Annotated in this window: 13 protein-coding genes; 6 read left to right on the top strand and 7 right to left on the bottom strand. The window is 66.3% G+C overall.

The window, feature by feature from the left end:
- Positions 1–324: 324 nt before the first annotated feature.
- Positions 325–1248 carry a methyltransferase domain-containing protein gene (locus tag F2P46_RS18555; protein ID WP_166892782.1) on the bottom strand — a complete coding sequence of 308 codons (924 nt, stop codon included), beginning with the start codon at positions 1246–1248 and terminating at the stop codon, positions 325–327.
- A 160-nt stretch (positions 1249–1408) separates the two neighbouring features.
- Between F2P46_RS18555 and F2P46_RS18550 the strand changes: the two genes are divergently transcribed.
- From F2P46_RS18550 to F2P46_RS18530, 5 genes are all read left to right on the top strand, one after another.
- On the top strand, positions 1409–2152 hold the full coding sequence (locus F2P46_RS18550) for a ComF family protein (protein WP_166892779.1): 744 nt from the start codon (positions 1409–1411) through the stop codon (positions 2150–2152).
- A gap of 28 nt (positions 2153–2180) precedes the next feature.
- On the top strand, positions 2181–2651 hold the full coding sequence (trmL, locus tag F2P46_RS18545) for a tRNA (uridine(34)/cytosine(34)/5-carboxymethylaminomethyluridine(34)-2'-O)-methyltransferase TrmL (protein ID WP_166892776.1): 471 nt from the start codon (positions 2181–2183) through the stop codon (positions 2649–2651).
- Between the two features lie 101 nt (positions 2652–2752).
- The gene (locus F2P46_RS18540; protein ID WP_166892773.1) at positions 2753–3196 is read left to right on the top strand and encodes a hypothetical protein; all 444 of its coding nucleotides are present in this window, start codon (positions 2753–2755) and stop codon (positions 3194–3196) included.
- Between the two features lie 9 nt (positions 3197–3205).
- The gene (locus tag F2P46_RS18535) at positions 3206–4690 is read left to right on the top strand and encodes a S8 family serine peptidase (RefSeq protein WP_166892770.1); all 1485 of its coding nucleotides are present in this window, start codon (positions 3206–3208) and stop codon (positions 4688–4690) included.
- 2 nt (positions 4691–4692) lie between these two features.
- On the top strand, positions 4693–5754 hold the full coding sequence (locus F2P46_RS18530) for an oxidoreductase (protein WP_166892767.1): 1062 nt from the start codon (positions 4693–4695) through the stop codon (positions 5752–5754).
- Between the two features lie 127 nt (positions 5755–5881).
- Here the strand turns inward: F2P46_RS18530 and F2P46_RS18525 are convergent, their stop codons facing one another.
- The 6 genes from F2P46_RS18525 to F2P46_RS18500 all read right to left on the bottom strand — a co-directional run bounded on the left by F2P46_RS18525 (position 5882) and on the right by F2P46_RS18500 (position 14332).
- Entirely contained in the window at positions 5882–6370 is a 489-nt protein-coding gene (locus F2P46_RS18525) for a heme-degrading domain-containing protein (protein WP_368737929.1), read from the bottom strand.
- Positions 6367–8091: a glycoside hydrolase family 9 protein gene (locus F2P46_RS18520; RefSeq protein ID WP_166892763.1), complete on the bottom strand. Its 1725-nt coding sequence runs from the start codon at positions 8089–8091 to the stop codon at positions 6367–6369. Before F2P46_RS18520 ends, F2P46_RS18525 begins: the two co-directional genes overlap by 4 nt.
- Entirely contained in the window at positions 8088–9422 is a 1335-nt protein-coding gene (locus F2P46_RS18515) for an MFS transporter (protein ID WP_166892760.1), read from the bottom strand. The genes F2P46_RS18520 and F2P46_RS18515 overlap by 4 nt, the downstream gene beginning before the upstream one ends.
- Positions 9409–10461: a glucokinase gene (locus F2P46_RS18510; RefSeq protein WP_166892757.1), complete on the bottom strand. Its 1053-nt coding sequence runs from the start codon at positions 10459–10461 to the stop codon at positions 9409–9411. The genes F2P46_RS18515 and F2P46_RS18510 overlap by 14 nt, the downstream gene beginning before the upstream one ends.
- 26 nt (positions 10462–10487) lie before the next feature.
- A complete protein-coding gene (locus F2P46_RS18505; RefSeq protein WP_166892754.1) occupies positions 10488–11810 on the bottom strand; it encodes a GH1 family beta-glucosidase in 1323 nt (440 codons plus the stop codon).
- A 104-nt stretch (positions 11811–11914) separates the two neighbouring features.
- The gene (locus tag F2P46_RS18500) at positions 11915–14332 is read right to left on the bottom strand and encodes a TonB-dependent receptor (RefSeq protein ID WP_166892751.1); all 2418 of its coding nucleotides are present in this window, start codon (positions 14330–14332) and stop codon (positions 11915–11917) included.
- Positions 14333–14515: 183 nt separating this feature from the next.
- On the opposite strand from F2P46_RS18500, the gene F2P46_RS18495 reads away from it, so the two are divergent.
- Positions 14516–16063, top strand: coding sequence for a tryptophan halogenase family protein (locus tag F2P46_RS18495; RefSeq protein ID WP_166892748.1), 1548 nt, complete (start codon positions 14516–14518; stop codon positions 16061–16063).
- Positions 16064–16072 lie beyond the last annotated feature (9 nt).

Raw genomic sequence — 16072 nt, 5'->3', positions numbered from 1 at the left:
GGGCCCATACCGTCCCGGCGCGCTCACGGCACGGCGGACCCGACTGGAACCCTGACATCGGCCATTGGCGCACAAAGCACACTGATGAACGCTGACTTGCTATCGCTTTCGGCTGCTGCACCGTTGAAAAACTCATGCGCTTGGCACCAGAATCAACACAGCCGATAAAATTAGTCCTTGATTATACTCAAGTATGCCCAACGTCATCAAGGGAAAATCCTCCCGTAACGGGTCAGCGCCCCCCTGTTTGCCCCGCTTTCACGGCCGTTGTGTACCATGCGGGGTACAAGTGGCGAGCGCGGCACCAAAACCATTGACGGCGCATCAACGCCCCTTGCGCGGCTCGAAGCGGATGATCGCCTCGCCCGCCGCCGTCACGCGCGGCGCCGGGCGGAAGGCGTGGCCGTAGATCACTTCGAAGGTCAGGCCGAGCTTGCCGTCCGGACGGCGCTGGCGCTCCAGCGCCGCCAGCATGCGGCTCCACGCCGCGCGCCCGAGCAAGCCGCGCGCGCGCGTGGCCAGCGGATTGCCGCCCAGCGCGCGCGCGTCGGCCAGCAGGGCCTCGGCCGTGTCGTACGTGACGGTAATGACCTCCATGTCCATGACCGGGGTGGAAAACCCGGCCCCCACCAACTGGTCGCCGAAGTCGTGCATGTCGACGAACGGCAGCACGCGCGGCGACGCAGGGCCGCCGGCGTCGGCCTCGGCAAAGGCCGTGCGCAGTTCACGCAGGGTATCCGGGCCGAAATTGGAAAACATCAGCAAACCATCCTGGCGCAGCACCCGGCGCCATTCCGCAAAGACACGGTCGGGCTGCGGATGCCAGTGCAAGGCCAGGTTGGACCACACCAGGTCGACCGAGTTCGGCCCCAGCGGCAGATTGCCGAAATCGCCGCACAGCAGGTCGACCCCGGCCTTGCCGGGCAACAGGCGGCTGAGCAGCTGGTTCAGGGACTTGATGGCCGAGGCCGGCGATTTGGCCGCCTCGACCATGGCAACGGCGGCGTCGAGGCCGACGATGTGGGCAGCGGGATAATCTTTTTGCAACAATGCCAGGTCGGCCCCGCTGCCGCAGCCGGCGTCCAGCACGCGCCTGGGCGCCACTTTGACCAGCATCAGCCGCTCATGCATGCGGGCGGCGATCTCGCGCCGCAGGAAATCGGACCGTTCCACGCGCTGCGGGCGCGAGAACAGGGTACGCACACGCGCCAGGTCGATCGGCGCGCTCAAGGTGTCGGGCGTGTTCATAGGACTGTGAGATGAGATAATGCCGGCAGTGTACCCGTTTGCCGGCTTGCCGTTTGCCGGCTTGCGGTTTGCCGGCTTGCGGTTTGCCGGCTTGCGGTTTGCCGGCTTGCCGTTTGACATCTTGCCGTTTCCAGCGATGCGATTTTGAAAGGGCCATCCGATGAGCGAGTTTCTGCGCCGCTGGTTGCGGCCCCGGATGCGGGCATGCGCCGCCGCATGGCTACCCTCCGCCTGCGCTTTGTGCGGAAGCGATGCCGATGCGCCGGTCTGCGCGCCGTGCGCGCGCCGCTTCGTCAGCGGCGGCGGCGCGCGTTGCCGCTGCTGCGCCAATCCGCTCGGCAGCGCCGACTGTGGGCTCCTGTGCGGCGCCTGCCTGGCCGACGCGCCCGCCTACGACGCCACCGTGGCCGCAAGCGACTATGCCGTTCCGCTCGACCAGTTAGTGCTGCGGCTCAAGTTCGGCGGCGCGCTCGCGCTGGCGCCGTGGTGCGCCGGGGCGCTGGCCCGGGCCGTGCTGGCCGCGCCCGGCTTCGCGCCGCCGGAATTACTGTGCCCGGTGCCGCTGGGACCGGCGCGCCTGGCCGAGCGCGGGTTTAACCAGGCGCTCGAAATCGCCCGGCCGCTGTCGACGTTGCTGGGCATTGCGCTATACCCGCAGCTGGCCGTGCGCCAGCTCGATACGCCGGCGCAATCGCGCGTGGCGCCGGGCCAGCGCAAGCAAAACATGCGCCATGCATTCCTGGTCGCCCCCGACATGCTGGCGCTAGTGCGCGGACGACACATCGGCGTGGTCGACGATGTGATGACCAGCGGCCATACCCTCGATGCGCTGGCGACCACCCTCAAGCGCTTCGGCGCCACGCGCGTGAGCAATATGGTGTTTGCACGCACGCCGCCGCACTAATGACTACATGCTACCCAAGGAGAATACATTGTTTCACGTCGTACTGGTCGAACCCGAAATCCCGCCGAACACCGGCAACATCATCCGCCTGTGCGCCAACACGGGCGCGCAACTGCACCTGATCGAGCCGCTCGGTTTCCCGCTGGACGACGCCAAGATGAAGCGCGCCGGGCTCGACTATCACGATTACGCCAGCATGCGGGTCCACAAAAACTGGGAAGCCTATATCAGCGCATGCCAGCCCGACCCGGCGCGCATGTTCGCGCTGACCACGCACGGCTCGGCGCCGTTCGCCGAGGCCAGCTTCCTGCCGGGTGACGTCTTCGTGTTCGGCGCCGAAACGCGCGGCCTGGCGCCGGCGCTGCGCGAATCGTTCCCGGCGCAACAACGCATCCGCCTGCCGATGCGTCCGGACAACCGCAGCCTGAATCTATCCAACACGGTCGCGGTGGTGGTGTTCGAAGCCTGGCGCCAGAACGGCTACGCCGGCGGCGCCTGATCCTCCCAGGCGGTGTCACAGGCGGTGTCAGGTCTGACATTCGGACACGAGCACGGCTGTATCAGGCAACGATCTTTACCCAATGTTCAGTCTGTGTCCGAATGTCAGACCTGACACCGGCGGTGGACACCGGCGGCGGACAGGGCGCAGGCAAGCGGACTTGCGCGCACGATTGCATCTGTCGGGCAAAGATTTCCCCGAAGCCTTACTATGATGACATCAACGGCTCCCCTGTCCGCACCGTCATGATCAAGCTCCAGCTCCTGCTGCGCGATCGCGCCCGCGATCGCAGCGACGACCCCGCCCTGTGCGCCTTGCTCGAGGCGCACGGCATGCATGTGACCGCCTGCGGCATGGCCACCATCTCGGCCGAAACCTCCCTGGCCCAGGCAGAAAATTTATTCGGACCAATTCCAAATGTAAGCTCCGGGTTCGCATCCGATATACCATCTACACCAGAGCTCGCGATTCCGGCGGATCTGCAACACGCCGTCAGCCTGATTACCATCGCTCCGCGCCACGCGACGCCGGGCCAACCTACCTAGGGGGATTCCATGCAGCCTTTCAAACCCAGCCAGCCGCGTCCCGCCGTGGGCGAACCCGCTCCGCCGGAAGCACAGTTGCGCATCGCAATCACCTTCAAGGGCCGCGCCAACGCCGGCCCGACCAAGCTGGCGGCGCGCCTGTCCTCGCGCAGCATCCTCAGCTTCGAACCGGCGCCGGGCGAAATGGAAACAGCCATCGAGGCGCTGCGCCAGCGCGGCTTTATCGTCTCCGGGCGCGGCCGCATGACGGTGTCGGTGCGCGGCAGCGTGGCCCAGTTCGAACAAGTGTTCGGCACGCGCCTGACCCCGTTCAACCTGAGCCAGAAGCAAAGCTATTCGAGCGACCGCGTGTTCTACCCGGCCAAGGGCGCCCCCTGGAATCCCGATCCGGCGATCAAGGCGCTGATCGACGACGCCTATATCCAGTGGCCGCACATCTACCTGGCCGACCCCGGCGCCAGCGCGCGCCCGCCGTCGGTCGGGTACTACCATCTCGACGTACTCAAGGATGTGCCGGCCAAGCTGAACGTCACCAATATCCACAAGGAACGCCACCATGGCGAAGGCATCCGCGTGGCCATGATCGACACCGGCTTCGACCATTCGCACCCATTTTTCACCCGCAACGGGTTTACCTCCTCGGTGGTGCTGGCGCCCTCGGCCACCAACCGCCAGACCGATCCCGGCAGCCACGGCACGGGCGAATCGGCCAATGTGTTCGCGGTGGCGCCGAAAGTGACCTTCATCGGCGTCAAGCTGGGCGACGACGACGACCCGAACGGCGGCGCCAGCATCCTCGAAGGCTTCCAGGAAGCGCTCAAGCACAAGCCGCACGTGATCACGGTGAGCATGTGCTACGACTTGCGCGATGACGATGGCGTCTCCGAACTGGGGGACTTGCCGAACGGCCTGAAACCGCTGGAAGCCGAAATCCAGGCGGCGATTGCCAGCGGCATCGTGGTGGTTTTCTCCGCAGGCAACGGCCACTACGCTTTCCCGGCCTCGATGCCGGAAGTGCTCAGCGTCGGCGGCACCTTCGTGGCCGAAAACGGCGCGATGACAGCGTCGGATTACGCCTCCGCCTTTACCAGCGGCATCTATTCAGGCCGCCACGTGCCCGATGTATGCGGCCTGGTCGGCATGCTGCCGAACGCCGATTACATCATGCTGCCGGTGCCGCCCGGCGCCGAGATCGATACCGGCAACGCTGCGCATGACGGCACCCGTCCCGGCGACGGCTGGGCCGTGTTCAGCGGCACCTCGGCCTCGGCGCCGCAGATCGCCGCCGTGTGCGCCCTGCTGCTGCAGAAAAACCCCAAGCTCACGCCGGCCGAAATCAAGGCCCTGCTGGTGCGCACCGCGATCGACGTGCATGACGGCTCGGCCAGCCCGTCCAGCGATCCGGAAGGGCTGGGCGTGAAGGCCGGACCGGGCGTCGACGGCGCCACCGGGGCCGGCCTGGTCGACGCCCACGCCGCCTGGCTGCAGGCGTGAGCATGGACGCACCACGTGAAGTGCGCGTCGGCCTGATCGGCTATGGCTTTTCCGGCGCCACCTTCCAGGCGCCGCTGATCGCCACCACGCCGGGCCTGCGCCTGACGCGCGTGTGCTCCAGCCAGGGCGAGCGCGTGCTGCGCGACTTTCCGGGCGTGGCGGTGGTGGCCGCGCCGGCCGAGCTGATCGAGTCGGGCGAGGTCGATCTGGTGGTGGTCGCCACGGCCAACGCCAGCCACGCGCCGCTGGCCAGGCAGGCGCTGTTGGCCGGCAAGCACGTGGTGGTGGAAAAGCCGTTCACCATCACCCTGGACGAAGGCGCCGAGCTGATCGCGCTGGCCGACGAGCGGCAACTGGTGCTCAGCGTGTTCCACAACCGGCGCTGGGACAGCGATTTCCTGACCCTGCGCCAGGCCATCGAATCGGGCCTGCTGGGGCCTGTCAACACCTATGAAGCGCATTTCGACCGCTATCGGCCGGACGTGCGCGGGCGCTGGCGCGAACAGGACTTGCCCGGTTCCGGCCTGCTGTACGACCTGGGCGCGCACCTGATCGACCAGGCGCTGGTCTTGTTCGGCAATCCCGATTGCGTCAACTGCGACATGGGCGTGCAGCGCGGCGCGGCGGGCGGCAGCGCCTCCGACGACTACTTCCACCTGACCATGCGCTACGGTGCGCGGCGCGTGATCCTGCACGCGGCGTCGCTGGTATTGCAGGCCGGCCCGCGCTTCACGGTGCATGGCGAAACCGGCAGCTTTATCAAGCACGGGATGGACCCGCAGGAGGCGGCGCTGATCCGCGGCGAGCGTCCCGGCGCGCCCGGCTGGGGCGTGGAAGCCGAAGCGCAGCATGCGCGCATCGGTTTTGTGAAAGGTGGTTTGACGGTGAGCGGCAAGGCAGCCTCCCTGCCCGGCCGCTACCAGGACTACTACCAGGGCCTGTTCGACGCCATCGTCAACGGCAAAAACCCGCCGGTGACGGCACGCGAAGCGCTGGCGGTGATCAAGATCATCCACCTGGCGCTGCAAAGTCACGCTCAGCAGCGCACCGTGACGTTCGAATAGGAACGGCGTGGGCTTAGCCTGACGTTTTGGCCGACACACTCAAAACCGTCGTCCCCGCGCCAAGGCGGCCGAGGGCCGCCTTGGCGCGGGGACGACGGCTAAACGGTTTGGGGTAGTCTTATCAACGCTACAGCATTTCATGGACCTTCAGGTACTCGCGCAGCACGCGTACCACCAGCGCATGGTCCTCCGCTCCCGGCAAGCCGGCCACGGTGATCGTCCCGGCCACGCCGCTGCCCCGTATCGTCAGCGGAAACGCCCCGCCCAGCGCCGCGAACTGGCGCGGATCGAGCGTGGGAATGGCGTGGATCGAACCGCCGCTCATGGTGACCTGGGTGTGCACATGATACGAACTGTGGCCGGTGCGCTTGACCAGCTTACTCTTGCGCCAGATCCAGTGCGCGTGATCGGCCGGCGTGCCGTTCATGGCGTGGTAAAACAGGCGCTGCCCGTGCCGCGTAATGTCCACCGTGATCGCCTGGTTCCGCGCGCGCGCCGCCCGCACCAGCCGCAGGCCGATTTCCAGCGCGATATCGCTGTTGAATACATCGAACTGCAACAACTGCTCCTGCCGCACCAGCATCGCCAGCATCACATACGGGTCGTCCCGCTTCACGGCGCCGTCCCGCCCAGCACATCGAGCGCCGCCGACACGTACACCAGCGGCGCATTCCAGTTGATCGCCACTTCATTGCTGGCGTAGCTGCAATCGTCGTCGATGTACGACAGCGCCGGCAACGCCGACGGATATTGCCCCTTGCAGTCGCCCTTGTCCTGCTGCCCCGCATGCGGCCCGCCCGCCAGGAAACCCGGCACCGGCGCGGCCACCTGGTCGGCCATCGACGGGCGATGATGCGGATGCATGACCTGGCGCGCGCCGAAACCGGTCACGAACGAATACCCGGTGGCGTTGCGCCCCAAAACATAATCGAGGCCGGCCTGCGCGGCGTCGAGGTAATCGCGCTTGCCGTTCAGGCGGTACGCTTGCAGCAGCATCATCGACTGGTTCAAGGCCACCGCATTGCTGCCCCAGACGAAATCGTCGCCCTGCATCGACACCCCGTAGGCGGACGCGCGCCATCTGGCCGCCAGCGACGCCGCCAGGGTGTCGATGCGCGCGGCGATCAGCGTGCGGTCGGCCACCGCGCTCAAGCTGTTGCGGTGATGCGCGAGCGAGATCCAGGCCAGGGCGCGCACATCGGCCCATTGCGGCACGCTGGCCGTCAACGCGGCCGGCTGCATGGCCGCGTAGTAGCTGTCCTTGCCGCTGCTGATATACAGTTCGGCCGCGGCCCAGGCGAATTCGTCGTCGAAGCTGGCGTCGCCGTATTCGCCGGTGAGCACGCCGGCCGGATTGCGGAACACCACGGCCGGATTGGCGCGCGCCCATGCCCAAGCCGCTTCGGCCGCGCGCAGCATCTTCGTCGACAGGCCGGGCAACTGCTTCTCGTAGGGTTTGAGCACGCGGCTGGCGGTGGCCATGGTGGCGGCGAAATCGAGCGTGGCCGCCGTTCCCTTTTGCACCACGTAGCGCGGCTCCGCGCTGGCCTGGGCCGGCATGACGATGCCGTCGAAGCGCAGGTTGGTCAACTTGTTGTAGACGCCGCCGTCATGCGGGTCCTGCATGGTCAGCATCCACTCCAGGTTCCACAGCGCCTCGTCGAGGATGTCGGGCAGCGCGTTGCCGCTCTCGGGAATGGCGCTGCGCTGGCGCGCGAAATAGCCGGGATAGTGCTCGAACGCGGCCAGCAGGGTGTAGGTCGAGATGCCCGAATTGACGATGTACTTGTTATAGTCGCCGGCGTCGTACCAGCCCTTGGCGCTGGCGATGACAGTGCCTTCCGGCCGCGCGGTCGACGCCGCCGAGGCGTGCACCAGCACCCGCGTGTCGGGATGCCCGGCGGCGCGCGCATACACGCCGGCGTGGGACGGGTCGAGCGCCGTGCCGGAGCGGTTGAAGTAATACGCCTTGAGCGCGGCGCGGTTCAGCTGCGCATACACGCCGGCGCGCACCGCAAAGCGTTCCGAGGGCGCCACGCCGGCGGCGCGGATGCGGTATTCTCCGGGCCGCGCCAGGGCCGAAAAATCGGCCAGCCTGACCGACTCGCCGGACTCGCGCCAGGCGCCGACGGGGCCGGCCCGGCCGCGCCAGGCAACCGCGCCGCTGGCGGCGTCGATCACTTCCACCTCGCCGCTGGCGCCGGCCGGCAGCACGGCCACCTTGTGCGCCAGTGGAGCGAAGCCGACCTGATTGACGCGGATCGCGTCGGGCGCCGCGCTGGCGCACACGCCGGCCGCCAGCAGGACACAGAGCAGGCCGGCCGGCGCGCGCCTCATGCCGGCACCGCCTGCGCGCCCTTTGGGTCGTCGCTTGCCGCTTCATCGATATAGAACGGCGCGCACCAGGTGGCGATGAACGAGGGGATGGTGGCGACCATCACGAAGATGAAGTAGCTGACGTAGCCCATCGAAACCTGAAGGTGGCCGCTGACCGCGCCCGTCACCAGCCCGCACAGGCCCATGATGCCGGTGCCGAAAGCGTAGTGCGTGGTGGTGTACTTGCCCGGCGCGAGCTGCTGCATCAGGTAGATCATGAAGCCGACCGCACCGAAGCCGTAGAAGAACTTCTCGATCATGACACCGGCCGTGATCAGGTACAGGTTCGTTGGCAGGTAGATGGCCATGATCAGGAATGTCACGTTCGGGATGTTCACCGCGCAGCACAGCACGAACAAGGTCGGCTTCAAGCCTTTTTTGGCCACGTACCAGCCGCCCAGCAGAGACCCGAGCAGCACCGCGGCCAGGCCGTAGGTGCCGTAGATGACGCCCAGCTTTTCGTTGCTCAGCCCCAGGCCGCCCTTGGCGGCCGGATCGACCATGAAAAATGGTCCGATTTTTTCGAGGAAGCCGATACTGAGGCGGAACAGGAATGCAAACGCGATCATGCGCCATACGCCGCGCTTCTGGAACAGGGTGACGAAGGAGTCGGCCAGAAAATGGCCGACCGCGCGGGCGCTGGCCGGCGTGTTTTCGGCGCGCGCGCCGTCGGGCATGAAGCGCGCATGCCAGAGCGCCATCAGCACGGTCAGGCCGCCCACCAGAAAGAAGATGATGCGCCAGGATTCGATCCAGTCCGGGCCGAACACGGCGGCGTCGTGGTGGAACATGTTCACGTGCAGCCAGCCGCTCAGGTACACCATGCCGCCGGCGGCCACGATCGGGCCGACGTTCCAGCTCAGGCTCTGGATGCCGCAGTACAGCGACTGCGCGCGCGAGTCGAGCGAGGTGACGTAGACGCCGTCGCTGGCGATGTCCTGGGTCGCCCCGATGAAGGACATGGCCCAGAACAGCGCCATCAGGATCGTCATGTAGTTCGGCAGCGCCATCACCAGCGCGATGCCGATGAAACCGAGTCCGAGCATGGTCTGCGCGCACAGCACGAAGAATTTCTTGGTGCGGTACATTTCGACGAACGGCGCGAACAGCGGCTTGATCGTGTAGGCCAGGATCAGCAGGCTCGAATACTCGGCCGCCTTGCCGTTGTCCATGCCGAGATTCTTGAACATGATGGCGGTAACGGAGGTCAGCATGACATACCCGAGCGCCATCGTGAAGTAACCGGTCGGCACCCACAACAAGGGCCAGACGGTCGGTTTAGAAGCGTGCATGGTCGTTTTCCGTTTCAAGAATAGGCAGCGGCAATGGCGCTACGGCGCGCGGCGGCGCCAGGTCGGCCAGGTGCTCCGATAAAATCGCCGCCGCGCCCAGCATGGCTGGATAGGGAGCGGTGATGACCAAGGTCGGGATCTGCGAGGTAAAGGCGGAAAAGCGGCCCTTGTTCTCGAAGCGCGCCCGAAACGGCGAGCCGGCAAAATACGCGCCCAGGCGCGGCACCACGCCGCCGCCGATATACAGGCCGCCGCGCGCGCACAGGGTAACCGCCAGGTTCGCCGCGACAGTGCCGAGCATACCGCAAAAGCAGTCCAGCGTTTCGCGGCACAGCGGGTCGCTGCCGGCCAGCGCGCGCTCGACGATGTCGGCGGTGGACAGGCTGGCGTCGACCCGCAGGCCACGGTGCGCGGCCAGCGCTTCGCGGATCAATACGATCCCCGGACCGGAGACAATGCGCTCGGCTGATACGTGCTCGTAACGCTGCCAGCAATGCTGGAGCACCGCCACTTCGCGCTCGTCGAACGGCGAAAAGGCGACGTGGCCGCCTTCGCTCTGGACCGCCACCCAGCGTCCGTCGACCGGCACCAGGCCGGCCACGCCCAGGCCGGTGCCGGCGCCCACCAGGCCGATCACGCCGGCGGCAAGGGCTTGCCCGCCGCCGATCTGTTGCAAGTCGGCCGGGCCCAGGGCCGGCAGCGCCATCGCCAGCGCGGCAAAGTCGTTCACCACCAGCAGGGTGTCCAGGCCCAGCGCGGCGCGCGAGGCGCTGATCGAAAACGCCCAGTGGTGATTGGTCATCCGGACGGCGTCGCCGTCGACCGGATTGGCGATCGCGATGACCGCGTGGCGCACGCGCCGCGCCGGCAAGCGGTTTAAATAGGCGCGGACGGCGTCGTCGAAGTGCGCGTAATCGGCGCAGGCCAGGGTGTGCGCGTCGCCCACCCGCCCGGCGCCCTGTTCGAGCGCAAAGCGCGCGTTGGTGCCGCCGATGTCGGCCAGCAGGCGCGGACCGTCGGCATAGGAATCAGGAACCATGTTGCCTCCAATGGAAGAACGGTCGATCAGCGCTGGCGCTGAGCGGTCAGGAAATCGCGGTACCAGATGGCGCTGTCCTTGAGCGTGCGCTCCTGGGTCGCGTAATCGACATGCACGATGCCGAAGCGCTTGGCGTAACCGGAGTTCCATTCGAAGTTGTCGAGTAAACTCCAGAGGAAGTAGCCGCGCACGTCGACGCCCTGCTCCATGGCCGCCTTGAGCGCATCCAGGTGCATCTGCACGTAGGCGATGCGCTCCGGGTCGGCCACCTTGCCGTCGCTGACCGCATCCGGATTGGCCATGCCGTTTTCGGTGATGTAAATCGGCGGCAGCATGTATTCGGCATTGAGCTTGACCAGCAGTTCGGTCAGGCCCTGCGGATAGATTTCCCAGCCCATGTCGGTGAAACCGAGCTTGCCGGGCGGCGTGCGCGGCGGCGTCTCCGCACTGCAGAAGGAGCGGAAGTAGTAGTTCACGCCGAGGAAGTCGATCGGCTGGGCGATGGCGGCCATGTCGCCCTCGTGCACCACGGGGGCGTTCTCGCCGTGCGCGCGCAGCGCCAGTTCCGGGTAATGCCCCTTGAAGATCGGGTCCATGAACCACTGCACCGAACGCGCGTATTCCAGTTCGGCCATGGCACGGTCAGCCTCGGAATCGGTGGCCGGATCGGCCGTCCACTGGTTCAGCACAATGCCGAGGCGCGCCGAGGTGGCGGCGGTGCGCATGGCGCGAATCGCCAGGCCGTGCGAGAGCAGCAGGTGGTGCGACACTTGAATCGCCTGCCTGGCGTCGGTCACGCCGGGCGCGAACTGCGCATTGCCGTAGCCCAGATTGGCGCTGCACCACGGCTCGTTATGGGTGGCAATGGCCTCGATCCGGTTGCCGAAACGACGCGCCACTTCCTGGGCGTAGTCGGCGAAGCGGTAGGCGGTATCGCGATTCATCCAGCCGCCGTCGTCCTGCAAGCCTTGCGGCAGGTCCCAGTGGTACAGGGTCAGGTGGGCCTTGATGTCTTTCGCGGCCAGTTCGTCGAGCAGGCGGTCGTAGAAACCGAAGCCGGCTTCGTTCCAGGCGCCCTTGCCGCTCGGCTGGACGCGCGCCCAGGCCATCGAGAAGCGGTAGGCGTCCACGTTCAGCGACGAGATCAGGCTCACGTCTTCGCGATAGCGGTGGTAATGGTCGCAGGCGACGGTGCCGTCGCTCTGGTCCTTGATATTGTTCGGGTTCAGGCAAAAAGTATCCCAGATCGATGGCCCCTTGCCGTCTGCTGCGGAGCCTCCCTCGATCTGGAAAGCGCTGGTCGCGACTCCCCACGTAAAGTCGGCGGGAAATTGATTGGATTGGTTCATGGTAGAGCTCGATATCGGTGGGGCGATGGCGGGACGCGCGGCGCCCATCCGGGCACGCCGCGCCGTGGTCCGCTCCCCGTGGGAAGCGGACAGATTGACGCGACTTAGAAGTCGACGCCGGTGTTAAAGCCGATGGTACGCGGCGGCAGGTACTGCGCCATGTACGGGCCGAAGGAATTGCCGGCGCTGGTCTTGATGTTTTTGTCGGCCACGTTACGCACGAAGGCATCGACCCACCACTTGTTGTTGGTGTAGCGCAGGCCCAGGTCGGTGCGGGTGTAGGCTTTCTGGCGGTCGCCCTCGCCCAGGTTGAACACGCTCAGCCAGGACGCGGTTTCGTAGTGGGTCGAAATACGCGGCACCACCGTGGCGCCACCGGCCAGTTCGAAGGTGTGCTGGTACTGCAGCTGCATCGAGAACTTCGGTGCGTGCGGCATGACGTTGCCGCTCACGTCCAGGCAGGTGCTGATGCCCGGCACGGTGCACACCGGCAGGGTGTAGTCGTTGGTGCCGCCAATCAGTTTGCCCAGCTTGGCGCGGGTATAGGCCAAGGTCAGTTGCAGCTTGTCGTCGCGGGTGAGCTTGGCTGCGATTTCCGACTCCAGGCCCCACACCGTGGCGCCTTCGGCGTTGTTGGTGGCCAGGCCGCGGGTGCCGTCCGGATTGGTGACCGGGGCGCTGAACTGGAAGTCCTTGAAGTCCGAGTAGTAGGCCGCATTGTTCACCTTGACCATGCCGCCCATCAGGGTGCTCTTGCTGCCGATTTCATAGTTGGTCAGCGTTTCGGCGCCGTACGGACGGCCGCCATCCTGCAGGCCGCCCGACTTGTAGCCGGTGGCGACGCTGGCGTAGACCATGTTGCTGCGGTCGAGCTCATAGTTCACGCGTACCAGGCCGGTGACCTTGCTGCCGTGGTAGACGCCATCGTTCGATGGCGAGCCGGGGCTGTAGCCCTGGCCGGGAATGCGCGGATCGATCGATGGCGACAGCGGCACCTGGGCCACGTTCTTGTCGCCGTTCCAGGTGTAGCCGTTGCCGCCTTCGTTGGTGCGTTTGTCCTTGGTGTAGCGCAGGCCGCCGGTCAGGTGCAGCTTCTCGGTCGCATTCCAGGTCGCCTGGCCGAAGGCGGCGCTCGAGGCCACCGTTTCTTTCGGCTGGATGAAGGAACCCTGCCAGTTGACGGTGCCTTCCTGGGTGCCGCTGAAGATTGGGATGTCGAAGCGGATGTCGTTCTTTTCAGCCGCGTAGTACAGGCCGAGCTGCCAGTCGATATTCTGCTTGCCGAGCGATTGGAGTTCCAGTTCGTGGCTGTGGTTCTTGTAGTTCGACGAGACCGTGTTGTTGGCCTGGTAGGTCGCGCCCGTGGCGAAGCTGGTCGGCACGGCGGCGCCGCCATCCTGGTCGAAGGTCGACGAACCGGAGAAGCGCGACACCCCGGCGATGTAGTGCAGCGCCAGCGAATCGTTGATGGTGTATTCGAGGCGCGAGCGGATCGCGTCGGTATCGCGCTTGAGGGTCGGCGCCACGTCGGCCAGGGTCGACCACAGGTCGGTGCCGGCGCGCGGGGTTTGCATCAGGTTCATGCTCGGGGTGCCGCGGTCGGCGAATTTTTCGTACGACACGTTCCACTTCACGTCGCGCGCGATGTTCCACAGCAGCGACAAGCGCACCGCGGTCTGGTCCTGGGCGCCGTATTTGGGGCCGCCGGCGACGAACAGGTTCGGATTGATCGGACGGAAGTCGGCATCCTTGCCGCCGCCGGCCTTGAAGGCGGCGCGCTGGTCGGCCAGCGAAATCGACGGCAGCTTCTGGTAATCGATGTAGCCGTCGTGCTGTTCGTGCACGGCGGCGATGCGCAGGGCGGCGGTTTCGCCGAGCGGAATATTCACGGCGCCACGCGTGCCGAGGCGCTTGTAGTCGCCCATGCCCGCTTCGACGCTGCCCGAACGCTCGCCGATCACAGGCTTGGCGGTCTGCATGTTGACCGCGCCGACGGTGGAGTTGCGGCCCCACAGCGTGCCTTGCGGGCCGCGCAGCACTTCGATCGCTTCCAGGTCGAACAGCAGCGAGGTGGCGCCTTCCGGACGCGGCGAGTAGATGCCGTCGATGAAGCTGGCCACTTCGGGATCGGCGTATTCGGTCTTGGCGCTGTCGTTGCCGATGCCGCGCAGGGTCATGGTGATCACGCCATGGTCGCCCTGGCCGGTGGCCTGGAAGCCCGGCACCAGGTTGACGACGTCCTGGATGGTTTGTACGTGGTTGTCCTGCAGCGCGGCGGCGTTGATCGCGGTGATGGCGATCGGGGTTTTTTGCAGCGGGGTCGAACGCTTGGTCGCGGTGACGACGACTTCGGCAATCACGTTCGAGTCGGCGCTGCCGATGCTCTTGCTGACCGCGGGCGCTGCTTGGGCTTGCGCCACATCCTGGGCATGGGCCGCGCTAATGCCTGCGAGCAATGTCAGGATGGCGAGTTGAATTGGGGCGCGAGCGCGGCGAAACGCCTGGGTGGCGGTAGATTTCATGCAGTCTCCATTCGGAATTGTCCGATTTTTGTTGTTCAAAACTTGGCTGGGCGAGAAAACGTTTTCATATTGCTTGAAAACGATTTCATGGTACATTTCTGTGCATTCCAAAGTCAAACGAAATATTATGGTGCGAGCCGATTTGTCATATTCGCCACACATCGCCACAAAAAGGGGCAATTCATGAAAGCGTTTCATAAGGTATTGATCGTCGGCGGCGGCACCGCCGGCTGGCTGACCGCCTGCTACCTGGCGCGTACCCTGGGCGCGGCGCACGCCGGCGCGGCCGGCGTAGCCATCACCCTGGTGGAGTCGCCCGAGATCGGCATCATCGGCGTGGGCGAAGGCACCTTTCCTTCGATCCGCGCGACCCTGACGGCGATCGGCATCGACGAAGCGCGCTTCGTGCGCGAATGCCAGGCCACCTTCAAGCAGGGCGTACGCTTCAACAACTGGGTGCGCCCGGCCGGCGCGCCCGGCGCCGACCACTACTTCCATCCGTTCAGCCAGCCCAGCCAGCGCCAGGGCGGGCCGGAACTGCTGCCGCACTGGCTGCAGGGCACGGCCGGCGCCGGCGTGCCGTTCGCGCAGGCGGCGACCATGCAAAAGCGCGTGGCCGACGCCGCGCACGGACCGAAACGCCTGGCCGACGCCGACTACACCGGGCCGATGAACTACGCCTACCACTTCGACGCCGGGCGCTTCGCCGCCCTGCTGGCCGAGCATGGCCGCTCGCTTGGCGTGCGCCATGTGCAGGCCAAGGTGGAACGGGTCGAACTGGACGCCGACGGCGCGATCGCCTGCGTGCACACGCGCGAACATGGCGCGCTGGGCGCGGACCTGTACGTGGACTGCACCGGTTTTCGGGCCGCGCTGATCGGCGAAGCACTGGGTTCACCGTTTCGCAAGATGGACGACGTGCTGTTCGTCGACCGCGCGCTGGCGATGCAGGTGCCCTACCCCGCGCCGGACACCCCGATCCCGTCGTACACCATCTCCACCGCGCACGAAGCCGGATGGACCTGGGACATCGGCCTGCAGCAGCGGCGCGGCATCGGCTACGTGTATTCGAGCCGCCACACCACCGACGAACGCGCCGAACAGGTGCTGCGCCAGTACATCGGCGCGGCGGCCGATGGGCTCACGCCGCGCCAGCTGAAACTCAACATCGGCTACCGCGACGTGCAGTGGATCAAAAACTGCGTGGCGGTCGGCCTCTCGGGCGGCTTCCTGGAGCCGCTCGAATCGTCCGGCATCGGCCTGATCGAAACGGCGGCTTACCTGATCGGCCACCTGTTCCCCTTCAACGGCGACACCGCGCCGGTGGCGGCCCAGTACAACCGCCTGATGCGCGAGCGCTACGAGCGCGTGGTCGACTTCATCAAGCTGCACTACTGCCTGTCGCAGCGCACCGATTCGGCCTTCTGGACCGACAACACCGACCCGCGCTCGATTCCCGCATCGCTGCGCGACAAGCTGGCCATGTGGCGCTGCCGTCCGCCGCACCGGCTCGACTTCGTGGCCGATGTGGAGATGTATCCGACGTCCAGCTGGCAGTACGTGCTGTACGGGATGGAGTTCGCCACCAAGCTGCATGCGAGCGCCTGCCATCCGGCGCGGCGCGACGAAGCGGCTGGCGAATTTGCGATGATCGCCAAACTGGCCGGCCATGCGCTGGCCGACCTGCCGCCGCACCGCGCGCTGGTGGAACACTTGTGCCAACAAGGATGAGAGCCAGAC

Origin of the sequence: Massilia sp. CCM 8734 (assembly GCF_011682155.1) — a bacterium.
GTDB classification, from domain to species: Bacteria; Pseudomonadota; Gammaproteobacteria; order Burkholderiales; family Burkholderiaceae_D; genus Telluria_A; species Telluria_A rubra.
The sequence above is the reverse complement of the archived record's forward strand: the minus strand, read 5'-3'. Positions and strand labels throughout refer to the sequence as shown.